Raw genomic sequence first — 21,116 nt, forward strand, 5'->3', positions numbered from 1 at the left:
GGTGCAACCGGGTTGCTATCAGGTAACAAACCTCCTGGTTTTCCTTGGCTGATTGTCACCGGGACGAGCGGATCCTGGCGCCGGGCGGTCGCCTGGGCTCGGGACAAAAAGACTGCCAAATGCACTGATGGCGCGGTCTGCTCCAGCTGCCGCGGTGATTTCCGGATGTGCAGCCCAGGCAAATCGTCTTTGCCCAGCTCGCACAACTGACCTCTGGCACAGGCTTTGCTGAAGCCGAAGGGCCAACCACCCTCTGGAGCAAACCTCCCATGTCGAAGATTTACAGAAAAGGCATTCTGGCTCTCGCTATCGGTTCTGCGTTCACTCTCTCCTCCCTGGCACACGCCGATATCCTGATCGGCGTCGCGGGTCCCTTCACCGGTGCCAGCGCAGCCTACGGCGAGCAGTTCTGGAAGGGGGCGAGCCAGGCCGCGGACGACATCAACGCCGCGGGCGGTATCAATGGCGAGAAGATCAAGCTGGTGCAGGGCGACGACGCCTGCGAACCCAAGCAGGCCGTGGCCGTGGCCAACCGCCTGGTGGACTCCGACAAGGTCAAGGCCGTGATCGGCCACTTCTGCTCCTCCAACACCATGCCCGCCTCGGAGATCTACGACGAAGCCGGCATCATCTCCATCACGCCGGCGTCGACCAACCCCAAGATCACCGAGCGTGGTCTGACCGGCGTGTTCCGTATGTGCGGACGTGACGACCAGCAGGGCATCGTCGCCGGCGACTACATCGTCGACGTGCTCAAGGCCAAGAAGGTCGCCATCGTCCACGACAAGGACACCTATGGTCAGGGCCTGGCCGACGCCACCAAGGCGCAGCTCAACAAGCGCGGCGTGAAAGAGGTGCTCTACGAGGGCCTGACCCGCGGCGAGAAGGACTTCAACTCCCTGGTCACCAAGATCCGCGCCTCCGGCGCCGACGTGGTCTACTTCGGCGGTCTGCACCCCGAAGCTGGTCCGCTGGTCCGCCAGCTGCGCGAACAGGGCGTGACCGCCAAGTTCGTCTCCGGCGACGGCATCGTCTCCATGGACCTGGTCACCACCGCGGGCGGCCCGCAGTACACCAAGGGCGTGCTGATGACCTTCGGCGCCGATCCGCTGCAGAACCCGGCCGGCAAGACCGTGGTGGAAACCCTGCGCAAAGCCGGTTACGAGCCCGAGGGTTACACCCTCTACTCCTACGCTTCGCTGCAAGCCGTGGCCGCTGCCTTCAACGGCATCAAGGGCACCGACGGCGCCAAGGCCGCCGAATGGCTGAAATCCCACACCGTGCCCACCGTTCTCGGCGACAAGAGCTGGGACAGCAAGGGCGACCTCAAGGTCTCCGACTACGTGATGTACGAATGGGACGACAAGGGCAAGTACCACCAACTGCCCTGATCCTCGCGTGAATCCGCCGGCTCCCGTCTCGTCTCCGCCCCAGGACGAGGCGGGGGGCGGCGGCCCTCGTCATCCTTCCAGCGCGAGACTGCAAACGTGGACGGTATCTTCCTGCAACAACTGGTCAACGGCCTGACCCTGGGTTCGGTCTACGGACTCATCGCCATCGGCTACACCATGGTCTATGGCATCATCGGCATGATCAACTTCGCCCACGGCGACGTGTACATGGTGTCGGCCTATCTCGCCGCCATCGGTATCGCCGTGCTGAGTGTGTTCGGCCTGCATTCCTTTCCCGTGCTGATCCTCGGCACCCTCATCTTCACCGTGGTGGTCACCTCCGTGTACGGCTGGGCCATCGAGCGCATCGCCTACAAGCCGCTGCGCAACTCCACGCGCCTGGCGCCGCTGATCTCCGCCATCGGCATGTCGCTGATCCTGCAGAACTACGTGCAACTGGCCCAGGGCGCGCGCCAGCAGGGCGTACCGACGCTGCTCGACGGCGCGCTGCGGCTGCACATCGGCGATGGCTTCGTGATCATCACCTACACCAAGATCTTCATCATCCTGGCATCCATCATCGGCATGGGCCTGCTGACCTACGTGATCCAGAAGACCACCCTCGGCCGCATGTGCCGGGCCACCCAGCAGGATCGCAAGATGGCGCAGATCCTCGGCATCAATACCGACCGGGTGATCTCCTACGTCTTCATCATCGGCGCGGCCATGGCGGCCCTGGCCGGAGTGCTCATCACCCTCAACTACGGCACCTTCGACTTCTATGCCGGTTTCATCATCGGCATCAAGGCCTTCACCGCGGCGGTACTCGGCGGCATCGGCTCGCTGCCTGGCGCCATGCTCGGCGGCATCATCCTCGGCATTTCCGAAGCCCAGTTCGCCAGCCTGGTGAACTCGGACTACAAGGACGTCTTCAGCTTCTCGCTGCTGGTGGCGATCCTGATCTTCCGGCCCCAGGGGCTGCTCGGCAAACCCCAGGTCACGAAGGTGTAATCCATGAGTCAGACGTCTTCCTCCTTCGACCTCAAGGTCGTGCTGCGTGACACCCTCATGGTCGGCCTGGTCTCGCTGATCCTGTTCGGCCCCATCGTCGGCATCGTGCTCGACGGCTATGGCTACAACCTCGAGCCCGGTCGCGTCGGCATCATGGTCGCCGTGGTCATGGCCGGGCGCTTCCTGCTCAGCCTTTTCGGCCAGACAGCCAAGGGCCGCGACTGGATCGAGTCCTTCAAGCGCAACGACGGCGGTGTCCACGTGCTGCCGCCGGGACACAAGTCCAACCTCAGGTTCATCCTCCCCATCGTCATCCTGATCGCCATCGCCTTTCCCTTCCTGGCCACCAAGTACTGGCTGACGGTGATCATCCTCTGCCTGATCTACGTGCTGCTGGGGCTGGGCCTGAACATCGTGGTGGGCCTGGCCGGTCTGCTCGACCTCGGCTACGTCGGCTTCTATGCCATCGGCGCCTACGGCCTGGCGCTGGGCTACCAGTACCTGGGCCTGGGCTTCTGGACCATGTTGCCGCTCGCCGCGGTCATGGCGGCGGTGGCGGGAGCGATCCTGGGCTTCCCGGTGTTACGCATGCACGGGGATTATCTGGCCATCGTCACCCTCGGCTTCGGCGAGATCATCCGCCTGGTGCTCAACAACTGGCTGGAAGTGACCAAGGGCCCCAACGGCATCGCCGCGCCTTCGCCGACCTTCTTCGGCATCGAATTCGGTCGTCGGGCGAAGGAGGGCGGGGTGCCCATCCATGAGCTGCTGGGCATCAGCTACAACCCCAACGCGACCATGATCTTCATCTATACCGTGCTGTTCCTGGTGGTGCTGCTGGTGCTCTACATCAAGCACCGGCTGACCCGCATGCCGGTCGGTCGCGCCTGGGAAGCCCTGCGCGAAGACGAGATCGCCTGCCGGGCCATGGGCCTGAACCATGTGCTGGTCAAGCTCTCCGCCTTCATGATCGGCGCCTCCACGGCGGGCCTGGCCGGGGTGTTCTTCGCCACCTACCAGGGCTTCATCAACCCGGCCTCCTTCAACTTCTTCGAGTCGGTGCTGGTGCTGGCCATCGTGGTCCTGGGCGGCCTGGGTTCCACCGTCGGGGTGGTGGTCTCGGCCTTCGTCATGACCCTGCTGTTCGAGCTGCTGCGCGAATTCGGCGACATCCGCATGCTGGTGTTCGGCGTGCTCATGGTGGTGATGATGATGTGGCGGCCGCGTGGCCTGATCCGTATCGCCCGCAGTGGCTTCGCGATTCGCAAGGGAGTGGCGCCGTGAGCGACAACATTCTGACCGTCAGCGGTCTGGGCATGAGATTCGGTGGCATCAAGGCGCTCTCGGACGTGTCCTTCGATATCAAGCGGCATTCCATCACCGCGCTGATCGGCCCCAACGGCGCCGGCAAGACCACGGTGTTCAACTGCCTGACCGGCTTCTACAAGGCTACCGATGGCGAAATTCGCCTGGATACCGCCGATGGTCGTTCGACCCGGGTCGGCAAGATCATGGGCGAGCGCTTCCAGGCCAGTGACTTCGTCAATCCGGTGCAGTTCGGCAGCCGGCTCTGGTACAAGATGTTCGGCGGCACCCACCTGGTGAACCGCGCGGGGCTCGCCCGCACCTTCCAGAACATCCGTCTGTTCAAGGAGATGTCGGTGGTGGAGAACCTGCTGGTGGCGCAGCACATGCAGTGCAACCGCAACCTCATCACCGGCATCCTCAATACCCCCGGCTATCGTCGTGCCGAGGAAAAGGCACTGGATACGGCCTTCTACTGGCTGGAAGTGGTGGACCTGGTGGACCACGCCAACCGCCTGGCCGGCGAACTCTCCTACGGCCAGCAGCGCCGCCTGGAGATCGCCCGCGCCATGTGCACCCGTCCGGAGATCGTCTGCCTGGACGAACCCGCCGCCGGTCTCAACCCGGCCGAGACCGAGGCGCTGGCCGGGATGATCCGCCTCTTGCGCGACCAGCACCGCATCACCGTGGTGCTGATCGAGCACGACATGGGCATGGTGATGAACATCTCCGACCACATCGTGGTGCTGGACCATGGCCAGGTCATCGCCCGCGGCCTGCCGGCCGATATCCGCAACGATCCCAAGGTCATCGCCGCCTACCTCGGCGCCGAAGAAGAGGAGGTGGCATGACCACGCCGATCCTGGAGTTTCGCAACGTCGACGTCTTCTACGGACCCATCCAGGCCCTGAAGGGCGTCTCCCTGACCATCAACGAAGGCGAGACGGTGAGCCTGATCGGCGCCAACGGGGCCGGCAAGTCCACCCTGCTGATGTCCATCTTCAGCCAGCCCCAGGCGCGCAATGGGCAGATCCTCTATCGCGGCGAGGACATCACTCGCAAGAACGCCCACTACGTGGCCTCCAACGGCATCGCCCAGTCGCCGGAGGGGCGCCATGTGTTCCCCGACATGAGCGTGGAAGAAAACCTGTTGATGGGCACCATTCCCATCGGCACCCGTTGGGTGGACGAGGACATGCAACGCATGTTCGACCTCTTCCCGCGGCTCAAGGAGCGCCGCAACCAGCGCGCCATGACCATGTCCGGTGGCGAGCAGCAGATGCTGGCCATCGCCCGTGCCCTGATGAGCCGGCCCAAGTTGCTGTTGCTCGACGAGCCCAGCCTGGGTCTGGCGCCCATCGTGGTGAAGCAGATCTTCCAGATCCTGCGCGAGCTGGCGCAGAGCGGCATGACCATCTTCCTGGTGGAGCAGAACGCCAACCATGCCCTGCGTCTGTCCGACCGCGCCTACGTCATGGTCACCGGCGAGATCCGCATGACCGGCAGCGGCCAGGAACTGCTGGCCAATCCCCAGGTACGCGAAGCCTATCTGGGCGGTCACTAGCGATGGACCCGGTCCGCGGGCGCACACTGGTCGCGGGCCGGGCCCAGGGTCGCTTGGCCTGGGCGCCCATCGGGCTTAGCTTCTGGGGTGGCGTCGATCCGGCCAGTGGCCGGGTGATCGATCACCACCACCCGTTGCATGGCCTGGAGTTGGCTGGGCGTGTCCTAGCCATCCCCAGTGGCCGTGGGTCCTGCACCGGCAGCGCCGTGCTGCTGGAGCTGTTGCTCGCCGGGCGTGGTCCGGCGGCACTGTTGCTGGCCGAACCCGATGAAATCCTCAGCCTGGGCGCCATCGTCGCCGAAGAGCTGTTCGGCCTGTCCCTGCCGGTGGTCAGCCTCGGCGCCGAGGCCTTCGCGGCGCTGGCCGAGCACGATGAGATCGCGGTCAGCGACGGCTGGGTCGGAGCGCCGGGAAGCCTATTACCTGCGACCGGTCAGGATGAAATCGCCGAACTCCAGCTGAGCGCGACCGACCAGGCCATGCTCGACGGTGCCCAAGGCCGCGCCGCCCAGGCGGCCATGCGCATCCTGGTACGCATGGCGCACTTGCAGGGTGCGCCTGAGTTGCTCGACATCACCCAAGCCCATATCGACGGCTGCATCTACACCGGTCCGGCCAGTCTGGCCTTCGCCCAGCGACTGGTGGAGTGGGGCGGCAAGGTGCGGGTGCCCACCAGTCTCAACGCGGTGTCCGTGGATCAGCGCCGCTGGCGCGAGCAGGGCGTGGCTCCGGCACTCGGCGAACCGGCCAGTGCCCTGGCCGAGGCCTATGTGGCCCTGGGCTGTCGACCCACCTTCACCTGTGCCCCCTATCTGCTGGACAGCGCCCCGGCGCTGGGCGAGCAGGTGGTCTGGGCCGAATCCAATGCCGTGGTCTTCGCCAACAGCGTGCTGGGCGCGCGGACCCAGAAATACGCCGACTTCCTCGATATCTGTACGGCCCTGACCGGCCGGGCACCGCTGGCCGGTTGCCACCTGGATAGCGGTCGCCGGGCCGCCAAGGTGCTGCGGGTGAGGGTGCCCGAGGGGCATGACGATGCCTTCTACCCGCTGCTCGGCTACTGGATCGGGCTGCGTTCGCCCACCCGTATCCCCGCGGTGCTCGGCCTGGAGCACGCCCGGCCCAGCCGCGATGATCTCAAGGCCTTTGGCGCCGCCTTCGCCACGACATCGGCAGCGCCGCTATTCCATCTGGTCGGGGTGACGCCCGAGGCGCCGACCCTGGCGGCGGTGGCTGCAGCTGAGCTGGAGATCGAAGACATCAGCCTGGCCGATCTGCGCCAGGCCTGGACCGAGCTGGACAGCGCCGCTGCCCGAGAGGTGCAACTGGTGGCCCTGGGCAATCCGCATTTCTCCGCCGAGGAATGCCAGCGCCTGGCTGAACTCTGCCGTGGTCGGCGCAAGCATCCCCAGGTGGCCTTGGTGATCACCCTCGGGCGTGAGGTGCGCACGGCAGCCGAGCGGGCTGGCAACCTGGCTGACCTGGTGGCCTTCGGTGCGCAACTGGTGGGGGACACCTGCTGGTGCATGCTGGGCGAACCCCTGGTTCCGCCCCAGGCCCGCACCCTGCTGACCAATTCCGGCAAGTTCGCCCACTACGGTCCGGGCCTCACCGGTCGCGCGCTGCGCTTCGCCGGCCTGGCCGCCTGCGTGGAAGCGGCGTGCACCGGGCTAGCGCCGGCCGGACCTCCTGCCTGGCTCAGCGCGACGGACTTATCCACCGGATGACGGAGCCGAGTTCTGTACAGGAATTCCGTGGATCGTCCTGTGGATAAGCTTGGCATAGCCGGGCGTGAGGCCCAGGGCGCCTGGCCTGGCAGGAACTGCTCAAAAAATCACCAGTGTGCGGAAAACCTTGCAATACCAAGGCGTTATAACTGATCCGCGGGATTCCCGGCGATCTAGGTATTCGCCTGACGAATGCCCCTGAGCTATCGTGGGGCTCGGCCAAACTCCCTCGCAGAAGGAATCTTTCATGTCTTCGATCTTCATCACCGGCGCCACCTCCGGCTTCGGCGCCGCTACCGCTCGCCGCTTCGCCAAGGACGGCTGGTCGATCGTCATCACCGGCCGCCGCGAGGATCGCCTGCATGCCCTGGCCGAGGAGCTGTCCGGCCAGGCCAAGGTGCTGCCGCTGGTGCTGGACGTCCAGAATCGTGCCGCCGTGGAAGCGGCAATCGCCGCTCTGCCTGAAGAATTCAACCAGCTGCGCGCCCTGGTCAACAACGCCGGCCTGGCGCTGGGCACCACTGCCGCGCAGGACTGCGACCTGGACGACTGGGACACCATGGTCGATACCAACATCAAGGGCATGCTCTATTGCACCCGGCTGCTCCTGCCGCGGCTGATCGCCCACGGCGCCGGGGCCGGCATCGTCAATCTGGGCTCGGTGGCGGGGGACTATCCTTATCCGGGCAGCCACGTCTATGGCGCCACCAAGGCCTTCCTCAAGCAATTCAGCCTGAGCCTGAGATCCGACCTGCTGGGCACCGGGGTGCGGGTGACCAACATCGAGCCGGGCCTGTCGGAAAGCGAGTTCTCGGTGGTGCGCTTCGGTGGCGACCAGGCCAAGGCCGACGCCGTCTATGCTGGTACCGAACCCCTGACCCCGGACGACATCGCCGAATCCATCCACTGGACGCTGAACCAGCCCAAGCACGTCAACATCAATCGCATCCAACTGATGGCGACCTGCCAGGCGTTCAGCAACTTCAATATTCACCGCAAGAGCTGAGGGCGCTCGAACTGAGGATCGGCCGCCAGCGGCGGTAGCCGATCCTGCGACCCTTGCAGGATCCCCTCGGGCTCGATCAGGCACAGCGCCAAGCGTTGCCAGTGGGTGATCGCTGCGCGCCGGCTGCTGCTGTCATGAAGGTTTTTTAGTTTGTCGGCATAGTGGCCGCCCGTCACCTGACGAACCGCTCTGGAATGCGGCTTTGTCAGCTTGCCGTCAGCCTGCTTTCAGCGATTCCTAAGGTTGTTCGGCGATAGTGGCACCGGGCCCAAGCCCGTCCCCCAGCCTGCCGGAGTCCTGCCGCGTGTCGTCCATCCCGAGCCCGGCGCGTCTGCGCCTCGAAAGTCTGGCGCTGTTCCTGCTGGCGATACCGCTGTTCACCCTAGGCCTCTGGGAGCAGTCCTTCATTGGCTTCGACGGCCGCTTCGCGCTGTTCGCCCAGGAAATGTTCCGCCATGGCGCCAGCGCCTTCCCGACCAGCTACGGCCAGCCCTATCCGGATTATCCGGCGACCTCGACCCTGCTGATCGACGTCTTCGCCCATCTGTTCGGCGAGGTCAATCGCCTGGCCACGGTGATCCCCACCGCCCTGGCCTCGGCGGCTGTCGTCGGCTTGCTCTATCGCCTGCTGGCCGATCATTCGCGGCGTTGGGCGCTGCTGGCGGTGCTGATATTGCTGCTGACCAACGGCTTCCTGGCCAAGGCCCGCTCCATCTGCCTCGACCAGTTCGTCACCCTGGCCGCGCTAGCCTGCTTCTATCTGCTGTGGAGCGCCGACCAGCGCAACCTGCCGCGGCGACGCCTGCTGGTGTTTTTCTGCATGGTCGCTGGCTTCGCCGTGCGCGGGCCGCTAGGGCTGGTCGAGCCGTGCGGGGTGGTCTGCCTGTACTGGCTGTTGCAGGGTGATTGGCGGCGTACCTTCGGCTACGGCCTGGTCGGCGCTCTGTTGCTGGCCCTGTGCTGCGCCGTGCTGTTTGGCCTCGCCTGGCATACCGGTGGCATGACCTTCGTCGAGGACGTGATCCGCATGCAGGTCTCCGGGCGGCTGGACGACACCGACGGCGCCGGCTATCCCTGGTGGTACTTCCTGCAACTAGGTCTGTATCGCTACGCCCCAGCGTTTCCCCTGGCACTGTTCGCCCTGCCGACGTTGAAGCGTCACTGGCGCCTGCGGCATCAGCAGGTGGAGAGTCGATTGCTGATCCAGTTGGCCGGTTTCGCCGTGCTGATCGTAATGGCCCTGTCCATCCCCACCTTCAAGAAGCCCTATTACATCCTGCCGGCGATCCCCGCCTGCGCTGCTCTCGGCGCCTGGGTGCTGCTGCAGGGGCAGGGTGCCCTGGTTTGGGTGCGCCGCCTGTTCCTGCCGCTGCTGGTGGTCTTCCCCGTGATACTCGGGGTACTGGTCAAGCTGCAGCAACCGAAACTCCAGGCTGCCGGCTGGTGGCCGCCTCTGGATATCCGCCTGTTGCTAGGGGCCTTCGCCGTCCTTGCGCTGCTCGCCTTGCTCGCGACCTGGCGCGGACGCGGCGCCTTCCGCCTGGGCCTGCCCTTGGCAGCGGCGGCCCTGGCGCAGTGGCTGCTGGTGGTGCTGGCGCTGGATCCCATGCAGGCGCTGCGCTACGACACCCGCGCCTTCGTCACCCGCCTGGAGAGCTTGCGCCAGGGGCAGCCCGGGCAGTTGGTGTTCTTCGGCCTGGGCCAGGACACCAAGGCCTTCCGCTACATGATGAATCTCGACTACGACGTGCCCATGCCGACCTTCATCGACGTCGGCCAGCCCGCACAGCTCGAGCATATCCCCCGACCCGCCTATGTGCTGCTCGATGCCGACAGCCAGGCAGCCCTGGCCGGCACCCCGCTGGCCGGGCGCCCGCCGCTGCTAGAGGGTCGCTTCAACGACAACCGCTGGCAGGCCTACTACCTGCCCTGAGGCACGCGTCATGACCGATTCGCCCGATTTCCATCGTCGCCGGCTGTGCATGGCCCTGGCCGGTCTGCCGCTGCTGGCCGGCTGCAAGCCGACCCTGGGGTATGGCCTGGCGGAGCACCGGGGCCGTTGGTTCGATGCCCATTCGTTCAAGCCGGTGACGCCGCTGCCCTCGACCAGCAGCTTCGTGCTCGGCGTCTTGCCAGACACCCAGTACTACAGCGAGAACAACTTCGAGATGACCCGCACCGGCAAGCGCATCGAGCGCTATCCGAAACTGGGTTATCCACCGGCCCTGGCCTTCCATGCCCAGACTCATTGGCTCGCGCACAATGCGGCGGCGCTGAACATGCCCTTCGTAGTGCACCTGGGCGATCTGGTGGAAAACGCCGAGCAGCACGGCGAGTGGAAACTGGCCAGCCGTGCCATGGCGCGGCTGGAACGGGCCGGGGTGCCCTACAGCGTCATGACCGGCGATCACGACGTGGTCGCGCTTTATACCCAGGATCGGCTGCGCGATGACCGGGAACTCTTCACCCAGTACTTCGGTCGCGAGCGGGCGGCGCGCCAGGCCACTTTCGTCGAGCGCGATGTCTCCGGGCTTAACGCGGTCCATCGCTTCTCGGCGCTTGGCCAGGACTTCTTGCTGCTGACCCTCGACTGGAGCCCGTCGGACCAAACCCTGGACTGGGCCCAAGGCGTGCTGGATCGCTATCCGCACCTGCCGACCATCCTCGCCTCGCACAACATCGTCGATCTGGTGAATGGCCAGGCGGTACTTTCGAGCCGCCGCAACGACACCGGTGTGCGGCTGTGGAATCGGCTGATTCGCCGCAACGACCAGATCTTCCTCACCCTCAATGGGCACAACCACGGCAGCGCCCACCTGCGGCTGGCCAATGACTTTGGCCAGCCGGTGGACCTGCTGCTGATCAACTATCAGACCGAATACGCCGGCGGTAACGGCCTGCTACGGCTGCTGGAGCTGGATCTGGCGCGTGGGCGGCTGGAAGCCTTCACCTATTCGCCCTGGGTCGCCTATCGCCAGCAGAGCGGCGACCTGCCGGTGCGCCTGGGCAGCGATCCGCGCGATACCTACACGGCCGAGGTACTGGCACCCCTGGCCTCGCCGCAGTTCGACAGCCGATTCGTGCTGGACGTGGATTTCGCCAGCCGCTTCGCCAGCTTCGGCGGCTATACCGCCCAGGTGCAGCCGACGGCGGAGGAAGGCGTGCTGGCGCGGTTGCGCCAGCAGCTGGGGATTGCTTAAGCCGTCAGGCCGCGAGCAGCCAACCACCTGCCACGGCGGTGGCCACACCGGCCAGCCGCACCAGCGGCGCGGCGGCCTGAGGCAGGTAGCGCACCACGGCATAGCCCAGGGCATGCAGGGTAGCGGTGGCGGCGACGAAACCCAGGGCATAGGCCCAGGGATTACCCATCTCCGGCAGCTCCAGACCGTGGGCCACGCCATGGAACAGGGCGAAGGCCGCGGTCAGGCCAACGGCGGCCGCTACCGGCGGACGGGCGGCCAGGGCCACCAGCAGCCCCAGGGCCAGCACCGAGGCGGCGATGCCGGTCTCCATGAACGGCAGCTCCAGCCCGGTGAAGCCCAGCAGGCCGCCGATCAGCATGGTGCCGACGAAGGTGCAGGGCAGCGCCAGGCGCGCCTTGCCCTGCTGCTGGGCTGCCCAGAGGCCCACGGCTACCATGGCCAGCAGGTGGTCGAGACCGGTCAGGGGGTGCAGCACACCGGCGGCCAGGCCGTTCTCGGCATGACCGGGGTGGGCGAAGGCCAGTGCCGGGGCGAGCAGCAGGGCGGCGGTGGCGAGGATCTTGGCGTGTTTCATGGGGGCTCCTTGAGGGTTAAATCCTGGGGTCAGAACCTGTTCACGACCTGCTGCGCGTCGGCCAAACGGCGTTGAAAAGTCCCTGGAGGGCCAGCCCCGTCGGAATGCTCATTTACCACTCGTAAACTCCGCTTCCTCAGGTGTTTTCGTGGGGCCGCCCAGGCCTTGTTTGTCTCTAGCTCGCGAGATCGTGAACAGGTTCTTAGGCGGCGGTCAGCAGACCCTGCTTTTCGATGAAGGCGATGATCTCTTCCAGGCCCTTGCCGGTCTTCTGGTTGCTGAAGACGAAAGGCTTGTCGCCGCGCATCTTGCGGGTGTCGCGATCCATCACCTCCAGAGAGGCGCCGACCATGTCGGCCAGGTCGACCTTGTTGATCACCAGCAGATCCGACTTGCAGATGCCCGGACCGCCCTTGCGCGGCAGCTTGTCACCGGCCGAGACGTCGATGACGTAGAGGGTCAGGTCGGACAACTCCGGGCTGAAGGTGGCCGAAAGGTTGTCGCCACCGGATTCCACCAGGATCAGATCCAGACCGGGGAAGCGGCGATTGAGCTGGTCCACCGCCTCCAGGTTGATGGAGGCGTCTTCGCGGATGGCGGTGTGCGGACAGCCGCCGGTCTCCACGCCGAGGATGCGTTCGGGCGCCAGGGCTTCGTTGCGCACCAGGAAATCGGCGTCCTCGCGGGTGTAGATGTCGTTGGTCACCACCGCCAGGTTGTAGCGCTCGCGCAGGGCGCGGCAGAGGGCCAGGGTGAGGGCGGTCTTGCCGGAGCCGACCGGACCGCCGATACCGACGCGCAGGGGTTGGGTAGTCATCAAGGGTCTCCTAGGAACGGAACAGGCGGCTGTATTGCCGCTCGTGGGCCATGCTGGTGAGGGCGAGGCCGAAGGGGGCACCGCCCCAGGCCGCTTCGGGCAGGCCGGCGGCCTGCTCGGCGGTGGCAGCCAGGGTCGGCAGCAGGGTGGTGGTGAGGCGCTGGGCGGCTTGCTGGCCCAGCGGCAGGGTTTTCATCAACACGGCCAGCTGGTTCTCCAGCCAGGTCCAGAGCCAGGCATCCAGTGCGGCCCGCGGCGCTATGTCCCAGGCGCGAGCGGCCAGCGCCCAGCCCAGGGCGAAGGTCGGGGGCAGTTCGACCAGCAAGGCACGACTCTCGTCGTCCAGTTCTGGCAGGCCGAGCAGCAGTTGCGCCAGGGAATAGCCGGTCTGGCGGCTTTCCAACTGGAATTCCGCGGTCTCGCGACTGGCGCGGTGGCGGTCCGCCAGTTCGCTCAGGCGCGGCCAGTCGCCCACGGCGGCGGCGGTGCAATGGGCCAGCAGCAGCGGTGCCTCGAAACGCGCCAGATTGAGTTCGAGATTGTCGCGCAGCCAGCTCTCGGCATCCGCCGCGCTGCGGATCAGGCCGCTGTCGATGGCTAGCTCCAGGCCCTGGGAATAGCTGTAGCCGCCAATCGGCAACTGGGGGCTGGCCAGGCGCAACAGGGCGAAGGGCGGATTCACGTGCGGACGCCGAAGTGGTGCAGCTTGGGTGCGTAGTTGAAGCCTTCCTCGCCGTGATGCGAGTGGTGATGACCGCCGCCGTAGGCACCGTGCTCGGGTTGGAAGCCGGCCTCGATCTCGCTGACCTGGGCGCCCAGCTGTTCCAGCATGGCCTTGAGCACATAGTCGTCCAGCAGCCGCAGCCAGCCATCGCCGATCTGCAGGGCGACGTGACGGTTGCCCAGGTGGTAGGCGGCGCGGGTCAGCTCGAAGGCGCTGGCGCAGGTCACGTGCAGCAGCTTTTCCGGCCGGGCGACGATACGCACGATGCGGCCATCGCGGGCTTCGAGAAAGTCGCCATCGGCCAGCGGCGGTTGCCCGCGTTCGAGGAACAGGCCGACGTCTTCGCCCGTGCTGCTCGTCGCTCTAAGGCGGCTTTTGCTGCGGGCATCGAAGGTCAGATGGAGTTCGGCGTCCCAGGTGTCACGGGCCGCACAACGGTGATGGATGACCAGCATGGCAGAACTCTTGGCAGTTATAGCCGAGCACTACAGCAAGGGGCCTGCCAAACCGGCCGATTCCCCAGCTGCCAGGCCAAGCAAAGCTGACCGGTCGCTCAGGTTGCGCTTATTTGGTGCGCCATGGCATTTGACAGGCGCTCAATGCACTCTTTTGGTGCTTCTTCGCCCAGTGTGCGCCGCCAGTGCTTGCTGCCGATCAGAATGAGCTTGAGCTGCTGCACCATCTTCGCTGCCGGCCATAGGTGGGGTGGCGTAGCGGCGGGGGAAGGATCGATGAGCTCTGGCAGGGTGGCGAACACTGTCTTGACCACCAGATCGGCCAGGATGTCGATCTGCGCCGAGGTCAGCTGCGGCAGCCGACCCAGGGCGAGCAGGTCACGGGCCAGGTCCTGGGTGACGCGCTGACGCAAATCGGCGATCGCCTGGCGCACGGCCAGGGAACCGCCATATTGCTCGCGGGCGAGAAAGAGGAACTGATCGCGGTTATCGCCCACGGCGCCGAGAAAGATTTCCACCGAGGCTTCGATCATGCCGCGCTGCTGCAACTCGTGATGCCGCACCTGGCGCAGGGCGTCGCGAAAGGTGTCGCCCACCTCCGCCACCAGCGCCAGCCCGAAGCTCTCCATGTCGGCGAAGTGGCGATAGAAGCCCGCCGGCACGATCCCCGCCTGGCGACTCACCTCCCGCAGGCTGAGGCTGCCGAAGCCGCGACCGCTGTTCATCAGCAGGCGTGCCGATTCCAGCAGCGCCTGGCGCGTTTGCAGCTTCTGCTGGGCACGAATGGACATGGGGGTATTCCAAGGGGCGAGGCGGCACTGTAGCAAAGGATGCCCGTGCTGACTGCACGGGTTTTGGCTGACCGCCGGGTGGTAGTCTCTGGTCCGAGCCTTGCCTTGAGGGCACCATGAATCTCGACAACCGTATCAAGTTCCGGCACCTGCTGTGCTTTCTGGAAATCGCGCAGCAGCGCAGCTTCGCCAAGGCGGCCGATGCCATTGCCGTGTCCCAGCCGGCCATTTCCAAGACCATTCGCGAACTCGAGGAAATCCTCGAGGTACGGCTGTTCGAGCGTGGCAAGGGCGAGGTGACCCTCACCGAGGCCGGTCTGCTGTTCCTGCGTCACGCCGGCCCCTGCGTCCAGGCGCTGCGCGAGGGGATGCAACTGGTGCGCGGTGGCGAGGCCGGTGGCCTGGTCCGGGTCGGCGTGCTGTCGACGGTGGAAAGCCAGGTGCTACCCGAGGTGCTGGCACGGCTGCACGATCGCCACCGCCAGCTCATCGTCAATGTCGCCACCGGTCCCAGCGCCTATCTACTCGGCCAGTTGCGCGTCGGCGACCTGGATCTGGTGGTCGGCCGCATGACCGACAGCCCCGACATCCATGGCCTCGACTTCGAGCACCTCTATACCGAGGCCCTGACCCTGGTGGTCCGTCCCGGCCATCCGTTGAGCCAGAACCTGCCGGCGGACCTCGCGACCCTGGCACGCTATCCCCTGGTCCTGCCGCTGCCCGGTACCACCATTCGCCGTCACGCTGAAAGCCTCTTCGTGCAATGTGGCATCCCGCTCAGTGCCCAGCGGCTGGAAACCCTGTCGCCCACCCTGAGCCGCCAGTACGTCCGCCAGAGCGATGCCCTGTGGATCGCGCCGCTGGATGCGGTCCGCCGCGACCTGGCGACGGGCGAGCTGGTCGAGGTCAGGCTCGGGGTACGTGAAGCGGGCGGCTCGGTGGGCATCTGCCGCAATGGCAGCGTGCCCCTGTCCCTGGCCACCGAGCGCTTCTGTGTCGTCCTGCGCGAAGTCGCCGGGGAGCTCAGCCATAACCAATAGGTTATGGGGCGTGGCGTAGCTTTCAATTCAGCCAGACGGCGGTCTGGGCCACACTGAGATCAGCCAGTTTCTGGCTCCGATCCTTCCGTGGAGCATTCCAATGCATAACAAGCCCCACGACGTACGCTACGTCGCCCGTGATCGCACCTGGCATCCCCAGGCCTATACCCCTGCCTACAAGTCCTCGATCCCGCGTTCGCCGCGGCAGGCGCTGGTCAGCCTGCAGCACCAGACCGCCTCCGAGCGCAGCGGTCCCGACTTCTCGCGGCTGCCCCTGGGCCCGCACGACAACGATCTGCTGCTCAACTTCGGCACCGGCCAGCTGCCCCAGGGCGAGCGCATCATCCTGTTCGGCACCCTGCGCGACCAGTTCGGCAAACCGGTACCCAATTCCCTGGTGGAGATCTGGCAGGCCAACGCCGGCGGCCGCTACCGGCACAAGAACGACGTCTACCTGGCGCCGCTCGATCCCAACTTCGGTGGCGTCGGCCGCACCCGCACCGACAGCCAGGGTAACTACGTCTTCCGTACCATCCGCCCGGGCCCCTATCCCTGGCGCAACGGCAGCAACGACTGGCGTCCGGCGCACATCCACGTCTCGGTCATGGGCCCGGCCATTGCCACCCGGCTGATCACCCAGCTGTACTTCGAGGGCGATCCGTTGATTCCGCTGTGTCCCATCGTCAAGTCCATCGCCAATCCCGACGCCGTCCAGACCCTCATCGCCCGCCTGGACATGAGCATGGCCAATCCCATGGATTGCCTGGCCTATCGTTTCGACATCGTCACCCGCGGCGCGCGGCAGACGTTCTTCGAACATCACTGAGGACGCGCAGATGACGCCCAACCGCCAAGACTTGCTGCCGGAAACCCCTTCCCAGACCGCCGGCCCCTATGTGCACATCGGCCTGGCCCTGGCCGCGGCCGGCAACCCCACCCGCGACGTCGAAATCTGGAACGAGCTGGCCAAGCCCGGCGCTCCCGGCGAGCACATCCTGCTCACCGGCCAGGTGTTCGACGGCAACGGCAACCTAGTGCGCGACTCCTTCCTGGAATTCTGGCAGGCCGACCACCAGGGCCACTACGATCCGGTCTACGACGTCGAGAAGGCCTTCAACGGCTTCGGCCGCACCGCCACCACCTTCGATGCCGGTGACTGGACGTTGCATACCGTCAAGCCCGGCCAGGTCACTGACCAGCGTGGCCAGCCCATGGCGCCGCACATCAACGTCACCCTGTTCGCCCGCGGTATCAACATCCACCTGCAGACGCGGATCTATTTCGACGACGAAGCCGACGCCAACGCCCGCTGCCCGGTCTACAACCTGCCGGAACCGGAGCGCCGGGGCACCTTGCTGGCGCGTCGCTGCGAGATCGACGGCCGCCTGGCCTATCGCTTCGACATCTACCTGCAAGGCCCCAAGGAAACCGTCTTCTTCGATATCTGAAGCGCCAGACGGCAAAAAGCCCTGCCAAGGCAGGGCTTTTTCATGGGCGCGAGTGCCGTCTCAGAGACGGTAGGTGGTCTTGGTCATCACCTTGGCCACCAGGCTCATGCCCTGCTTGATCGGCGAGGGGAAGCGCCAGCCACCGGCCGCCAGGGCGTGCTCGGCATGCTGCTCCTCGTCGATACGCATCTGCTCCAGCACAGCCCGCGACTTGGCATCGGCCGGCGGCAGCTTTTCCAGGTGCTCGTCCAGATGACGGCACACCTGATCTTCGGTGGCGGCGACGAAACCCAGGCTCAGGCGATCGCTGATCAGCCCGGCACCGGCGCCGATACCGAAGGACAGACCATAGAACAGCGGATTGAGCAGGCTGGGTCTTTCACCCAGGGCGCGAATGCGCTGCTCGCACCAGGCCAGGTGATCGATCTCTTCATCCGCCGCGCGTTCCATTTCCTCGCGGACTTCCGGCAGCTTGGCGGTCAGCGCCTGGCCCTGGTATAGCGCCTGGGCGCAGACCTCACCGGTATGGTTGATGCGCATGAGCCCCGCTGCATGGCGCCGTTCCTCGTCGCTCAGCTCGGCTTCCTTGAGCGGAATGGCCGGCGAGCTGCGGGTCGGGGCGCCGCTGAAGGGCGTCAGGGTACGCAAGGCGGTATCGGCCTGGATCAACAGCCGATCGAGCGGGGAGTAGAGACGCTTGGATCTCACGATGATCTCCTTGGCAGGCAATGAAAGGGCGAGGGATACCTAGCCCGGTGGCCAGGTCATCTGCCGCTTGCCCAGCACATGCATATGGATGTGATAGACCGTCTGGCCACCCAGGGCGTTGCAATTCATCGCCACGCGGAAGCCTTCTTCGCAGCCCTGCTCCTGGGCCAGGCGCTGGGCGGTGAAAAGGATGTGCCCGGCGAGTTGCTTGTCATCGGCCTCGCTGAGGTCGTGGAGGGTCGCGATGTGCTTCTTGGGAATGACCAGGAAGTGCACTGGCGCCTGCGGGGCGATGTCATGGAAGGCCATGACCTGATCGTCCTCGTAGAGCACCTTGGCCGGAATGTCCCCGGCGACGATCTTGCAGAACAGACAATCCACGTCGATCTCCTGCTGGCTGGATAGACCCCGAGTGTACCAGCGCCCACCCCTGGGGTCAGGTGCCGGTGGTGGGATGACCGTTACGCCGGCTGGAACAGTTTGCCGATCCGCACCGTCGCCGAGCGAATGAGGGCGCGTGGGAAGAAGCGCGGCAACAGGCTGCCCAGTCGATTGCGCCATCCGGGGATGATCACCGCCTGGCGTCGCTCCAGCCCCTTGACCGCTGCCAGCGCGACCTCCTCGGCGGACATCAGCAGCTTGCTCTGCTCCAGGCGACCGGTATGCAGCCCGGCGTTCTTGAAGAACGCGGTGCGGGTCGGGCCGGGGCAGAGCACCGACACCGACACTCCTCGTCTCTTGAGTTCTTCGCGCAGACCCTCGGAGAAATGCAGCACATAGGCCTTGGTCGCGGCATAGCTGCTCATATAGGGAATGGGCTGGAAGGCGGCGGTGGAGGCCACGTTGAGAATCTGGCCACCCCCCTGGATCGCCATGTGCTGGCCGAGGGCATGACACAGGCGGGTGAGTGCCAGGATATTCAGTTCCAGCTGCTCCTGTACCTGGGGCCAGTCGGCGGCGAGAAAATCGCCGCCACTGCCGATCCCGGCGCAGTTGACCAGCAGGCCGATGGCGCGCTCGCTCTGCTCCAGTTCATGCAACAGGCCGGTCAGGTGCAAGGGCTCCGACAGGTCGCAGACGCGATAGAGCACCTCCACGTCGAAGCGCTGGGCCAGCTCGGCAGCGATGCTTTCCAGCTTGTCCTTGCGCCGCGCCAGCAGGATCAGCGGCTGGCCACGTCGCGCCAGGGCCTCGGCCAAGGCCAGGCCGATCCCACACGAAGCACCGGTTACCAGGGCATAACGCTGCATACTGCTTTCTCCAAGCGCGAGCCGTTCGACCGCTTTAGTAGGGTTTGACCACTGCCAGGATGACGACGGCGATGAGGATGAGCACGGGTACCTCGTTGAACCAGCGATAGAACACATGGCTACGCTGGTTTTCCCCGCGCTCGAACTTCTTGCGCATGGCGCCGCAGACATGGTGATAACCGATCAACACCACCACCAGTGCCAGCTTGGTGTGCATCCAGCCCTGGGTCAGCCAGCTCGGGTTGATCACCAGCATGCCGATGCCGAACACCAGCGTCAGGATCATCGACGGCAACATGATGCCCCGGTACAACTTGCGCTCCATCAGGCAGAAACGCTCATGGCTCACGGCATCGCTGCTCTGGGCGTGATAGACGAACAGCCGCGGCAGATAGAACAGACCGGCGAACCAGCACACCATGGCGATCAGGTGGAAGGCTTTGAACCAAAGATAGAGCATCGGGGCGTTCTCCTTGTCAGTTGGCTTCATCAGGCGGCGCGATATTAGAGTGGCGCCGCTGGCAAGTCATTCACTCCAGTCGTCTCGGCTGGTATCACGCGGTCGCTCAATAGTTGACCCTTTTGCTGGGGCAAGCGGATAATTTCGCCATTGAATTGTGTTCGGCGCGAGCCGGGAGACTACGGCAATGACCATTGAAACCTTCACCCCGACCCCCCTGCAGTTCACCCTGGGCGCGGCGACCAAGGTGAAGAACCTGATCGAGGAAGAGGGCAATCCCCGCCTGAAGCTGCGCGTCTTCGTCACCGGTGGTGGCTGCTCGGGCTTCCAGTACGGCTTCACCTTCGATGAAGATTCCGCGGACGACGACACCGTCATCGAGCGTGACGGCGTGCATCTGGTCGTTGATCCCATGAGCTTCCAATACCTGGCCGGTGCCGAGGTGGATTACCAGGAAGGTCTGGAAGGCTCGCGTTTCGTCATCAAGAACCCCAACGCCGCCACGACCTGTGGCTGCGGTCAGTCCTTCTCCATCTGAGCCGACACTGCGCTCCGTCTAGTGCGGATAGAGCGCACCCAGCACCCGGAGCCCTCGGGCTCCGGTGACTTCGGGGCAGTTGCCAGGCAGCCGCTCGCAGAATCTATGGGCCAGCCAGGCGAAGGCCATGGCCTCCATCCAGTCCGGCGATACCTGGTAGACCTCGGTGCTGACGACCTGCGCCGGTGCCAGGTGCCTGGCCAGGCGCTCCATCAGATCCCGGTTATGCGCCCCACCGCCGCAGACCAGTACCTCGTCCACTGCCTGGGCAGTCCGGATGCTGTCGGCGATGCTGCGCGCGCTCAACTCGGCCAGGGTGGCCTGGACGTCCACCGCTGCCAGGGCGGGATGCTGCGCTAGCTGCTGCTGCAACCAGCGCAGATTGAAATGTTCGCGCCCGGTACTCTTCGGGCCACTCTTCCCGAAGAACGGATCGCTCAACAACTGCTTCAGCAGCGCCGGTACGACCTGCCCTTGCGCCGCCCAGGCGCCGTTCGCATCGAAGTGCGACCCCTGGCTGTGCTGGATCCAGGCATCCAGCAAGACATTGCCCGGTCCGCAGTCGAAGCCGCGCACCGGCAGGCCCGGCGCCAGCAGGGTCACATTGCTGAAACCGCCGATATTGAGCACCGCGCGCGGGCGCTCCTGGCCGAAGAGATCGGCATGGAAGGCCGGTACCAAGGGGGCGCCTTGGCCGCCAGCGGCCAGGTCGCGACGCCGGAAGTCGGCCACCACGTCGATACCGCTCAACTCGGCCAGCAAAGCGGCATCGCCGATCTGCAGCGTATAACCCTGCGCCGGCAGATGGCGGATGGTCTGGCCGTGACTGCCCACGGCGCGGATATCCGCTGGCATCAGTCCCTGTTGTGCCAGCAATTCCGCGATGCCTTGGGCGGCGAGCTTCACCCAGGCCTGTTCGGCCTGGGCGATGCGCTCGATCTCGTTGTCCCCTGGGGCACATAGCGCCAGCAGCTCGCTGCGCAGCGAATCGGGCATGGGTATGCCCAGCGCCGCGACGAAACGGGTCCGCTCATCCTGTTCGATCAGCGCGATATCCAGCCCATCCAGGCTGGTGCCGGACATCACCCCCAGGTAACGCTGCAT

At 65.5% G+C, this 21,116-nt stretch carries 23 protein-coding genes; 13 read left to right on the forward strand and 10 right to left on the reverse strand.

Translation table 11 applies throughout. The annotated features are described in order from the left end of the window. Positions 1 to 269: 269 nt before the first annotated feature. The 9 genes from CCZ28_RS18945 to CCZ28_RS18985 all read left to right on the forward strand — a co-directional run bounded on the left by CCZ28_RS18945 (position 270) and on the right by CCZ28_RS18985 (position 11,204). The gene (locus CCZ28_RS18945; RefSeq protein WP_140220384.1) at positions 270 to 1,391 is read left to right on the forward strand and encodes a branched-chain amino acid ABC transporter substrate-binding protein; all 1,122 of its coding nucleotides are present in this window, start codon (positions 270 to 272) and stop codon (positions 1,389 to 1,391) included. 96 nt (positions 1,392 to 1,487) lie between these two features. Beyond that, complete coding sequence (locus CCZ28_RS18950) at positions 1,488 to 2,402, forward strand: ABC transporter permease subunit (RefSeq protein ID WP_059231854.1); 915 nt, start codon at positions 1,488 to 1,490, stop codon at positions 2,400 to 2,402. Between the two features lie 3 nt (positions 2,403 to 2,405). Continuing rightward, on the forward strand, positions 2,406 to 3,686 hold the full coding sequence (gene livM / locus CCZ28_RS18955) for a high-affinity branched-chain amino acid ABC transporter permease LivM (RefSeq protein WP_058766933.1): 1,281 nt from the start codon (positions 2,406 to 2,408) through the stop codon (positions 3,684 to 3,686). Next, positions 3,683 to 4,558: an ABC transporter ATP-binding protein gene (locus tag CCZ28_RS18960; RefSeq protein ID WP_058764293.1), complete on the forward strand. Its 876-nt coding sequence runs from the start codon at positions 3,683 to 3,685 to the stop codon at positions 4,556 to 4,558. Before livM ends, CCZ28_RS18960 begins: the two co-directional genes overlap by 4 nt. Continuing rightward, positions 4,555 to 5,271, forward strand: coding sequence for an ABC transporter ATP-binding protein (locus CCZ28_RS18965; protein WP_058764291.1), 717 nt, complete (start codon positions 4,555 to 4,557; stop codon positions 5,269 to 5,271). The genes CCZ28_RS18960 and CCZ28_RS18965 overlap by 4 nt, the downstream gene beginning before the upstream one ends. A gap of 2 nt (positions 5,272 to 5,273) precedes the next feature. Further along, positions 5,274 to 6,998, forward strand: coding sequence for a cis-3-hydroxy-L-proline dehydratase (gene lhpI / locus CCZ28_RS18970; RefSeq protein ID WP_140220385.1), 1,725 nt, complete (start codon positions 5,274 to 5,276; stop codon positions 6,996 to 6,998). 247 nt (positions 6,999 to 7,245) lie between these two features. Next, a complete protein-coding gene (locus CCZ28_RS18975) occupies positions 7,246 to 8,004 on the forward strand; it encodes an SDR family oxidoreductase (RefSeq protein ID WP_140220386.1) in 759 nt (252 codons plus the stop codon). A gap of 304 nt (positions 8,005 to 8,308) precedes the next feature. Next, positions 8,309 to 9,937 (forward strand): ArnT family glycosyltransferase, encoded by a 1,629-nt coding sequence (locus tag CCZ28_RS18980; protein ID WP_140220387.1) that lies wholly within the window; start codon positions 8,309 to 8,311, stop codon positions 9,935 to 9,937. A 10-nt stretch (positions 9,938 to 9,947) separates the two neighbouring features. Next, on the forward strand, positions 9,948 to 11,204 hold the full coding sequence (locus CCZ28_RS18985; protein ID WP_140220388.1) for a metallophosphoesterase: 1,257 nt from the start codon (positions 9,948 to 9,950) through the stop codon (positions 11,202 to 11,204). Between the two features lie 4 nt (positions 11,205 to 11,208). Here CCZ28_RS18985 and CCZ28_RS18990 read toward each other — a convergent pair whose 3' ends face one another. From CCZ28_RS18990 to CCZ28_RS19010, 5 genes are all read right to left on the reverse strand, one after another. Then, positions 11,209 to 11,781 (reverse strand): HupE/UreJ family protein, encoded by a 573-nt coding sequence (locus tag CCZ28_RS18990; RefSeq protein ID WP_140220389.1) that lies wholly within the window; start codon positions 11,779 to 11,781, stop codon positions 11,209 to 11,211. A gap of 202 nt (positions 11,782 to 11,983) precedes the next feature. After that, entirely contained in the window at positions 11,984 to 12,598 is a 615-nt protein-coding gene (gene ureG / locus CCZ28_RS18995) for an urease accessory protein UreG (RefSeq protein WP_140220390.1), read from the reverse strand. 10 nt (positions 12,599 to 12,608) lie between these two features. Then, entirely contained in the window at positions 12,609 to 13,280 is a 672-nt protein-coding gene (locus CCZ28_RS19000) for an urease accessory protein UreF (protein WP_140220391.1), read from the reverse strand. Continuing rightward, positions 13,277 to 13,777: an urease accessory protein UreE gene (gene ureE / locus CCZ28_RS19005; RefSeq protein ID WP_058764268.1), complete on the reverse strand. Its 501-nt coding sequence runs from the start codon at positions 13,775 to 13,777 to the stop codon at positions 13,277 to 13,279. The genes CCZ28_RS19000 and ureE overlap by 4 nt, the downstream gene beginning before the upstream one ends. 98 nt (positions 13,778 to 13,875) lie before the next feature. Beyond that, the gene (locus CCZ28_RS19010; RefSeq protein ID WP_140220392.1) at positions 13,876 to 14,568 is read right to left on the reverse strand and encodes a TetR family transcriptional regulator; all 693 of its coding nucleotides are present in this window, start codon (positions 14,566 to 14,568) and stop codon (positions 13,876 to 13,878) included. Between the two features lie 116 nt (positions 14,569 to 14,684). Between CCZ28_RS19010 and pcaQ the strand changes: the two genes are divergently transcribed. The 3 genes from pcaQ (at position 14,685) to pcaG (ending at position 17,056) form a co-directional block, all read left to right on the forward strand. Then, complete coding sequence (gene pcaQ / locus CCZ28_RS19015; RefSeq protein WP_140220393.1) at positions 14,685 to 15,608, forward strand: pca operon transcription factor PcaQ; 924 nt, start codon at positions 14,685 to 14,687, stop codon at positions 15,606 to 15,608. 100 nt (positions 15,609 to 15,708) lie between these two features. After that, on the forward strand, positions 15,709 to 16,434 hold the full coding sequence (gene pcaH / locus CCZ28_RS19020) for a protocatechuate 3,4-dioxygenase subunit beta (RefSeq protein ID WP_058764262.1): 726 nt from the start codon (positions 15,709 to 15,711) through the stop codon (positions 16,432 to 16,434). A 10-nt stretch (positions 16,435 to 16,444) separates the two neighbouring features. Then, positions 16,445 to 17,056, forward strand: coding sequence for a protocatechuate 3,4-dioxygenase subunit alpha (pcaG, locus tag CCZ28_RS19025; RefSeq protein ID WP_140220394.1), 612 nt, complete (start codon positions 16,445 to 16,447; stop codon positions 17,054 to 17,056). A gap of 60 nt (positions 17,057 to 17,116) precedes the next feature. On the opposite strand, the gene coq7 is transcribed toward pcaG, so the two are convergent. From coq7 to hemJ, 4 genes are all read right to left on the reverse strand, one after another. Next, complete coding sequence (gene coq7 / locus CCZ28_RS19030) at positions 17,117 to 17,764, reverse strand: 2-polyprenyl-3-methyl-6-methoxy-1,4-benzoquinone monooxygenase (protein WP_140220395.1); 648 nt, start codon at positions 17,762 to 17,764, stop codon at positions 17,117 to 17,119. Positions 17,765 to 17,803: 39 nt separating this feature from the next. Next, positions 17,804 to 18,145, reverse strand: a complete 342-nt coding sequence (locus CCZ28_RS19035; RefSeq protein ID WP_017642985.1) for a histidine triad nucleotide-binding protein — start codon at positions 18,143 to 18,145, stop codon at positions 17,804 to 17,806. An 80-nt stretch (positions 18,146 to 18,225) separates the two neighbouring features. Then, on the reverse strand, positions 18,226 to 19,014 hold the full coding sequence (locus CCZ28_RS19040; protein ID WP_140220396.1) for an SDR family NAD(P)-dependent oxidoreductase: 789 nt from the start codon (positions 19,012 to 19,014) through the stop codon (positions 18,226 to 18,228). Positions 19,015 to 19,048: 34 nt separating this feature from the next. Beyond that, on the reverse strand, positions 19,049 to 19,474 hold the full coding sequence (gene hemJ, locus CCZ28_RS19045) for a protoporphyrinogen oxidase HemJ (RefSeq protein ID WP_140220397.1): 426 nt from the start codon (positions 19,472 to 19,474) through the stop codon (positions 19,049 to 19,051). 187 nt (positions 19,475 to 19,661) lie between these two features. Here hemJ and erpA point away from each other — a divergent pair, with 187 nt between their 5' ends. Next, positions 19,662 to 20,012, forward strand: coding sequence for an iron-sulfur cluster insertion protein ErpA (gene erpA / locus CCZ28_RS19050; protein ID WP_058766943.1), 351 nt, complete (start codon positions 19,662 to 19,664; stop codon positions 20,010 to 20,012). 18 nt (positions 20,013 to 20,030) lie between these two features. Here erpA and CCZ28_RS19055 read toward each other — a convergent pair whose 3' ends face one another. Continuing rightward, positions 20,031 to 21,116 (reverse strand): anhydro-N-acetylmuramic acid kinase, encoded by a 1,086-nt coding sequence (locus tag CCZ28_RS19055; RefSeq protein ID WP_140220398.1) that lies wholly within the window; start codon positions 21,114 to 21,116, stop codon positions 20,031 to 20,033.

The sequence above is a fragment of the Pseudomonas oryzihabitans genome (genome assembly GCF_006384975.1).
Taxonomy (GTDB): domain Bacteria; phylum Pseudomonadota; class Gammaproteobacteria; order Pseudomonadales; family Pseudomonadaceae; genus Chryseomonas; species Chryseomonas psychrotolerans_B.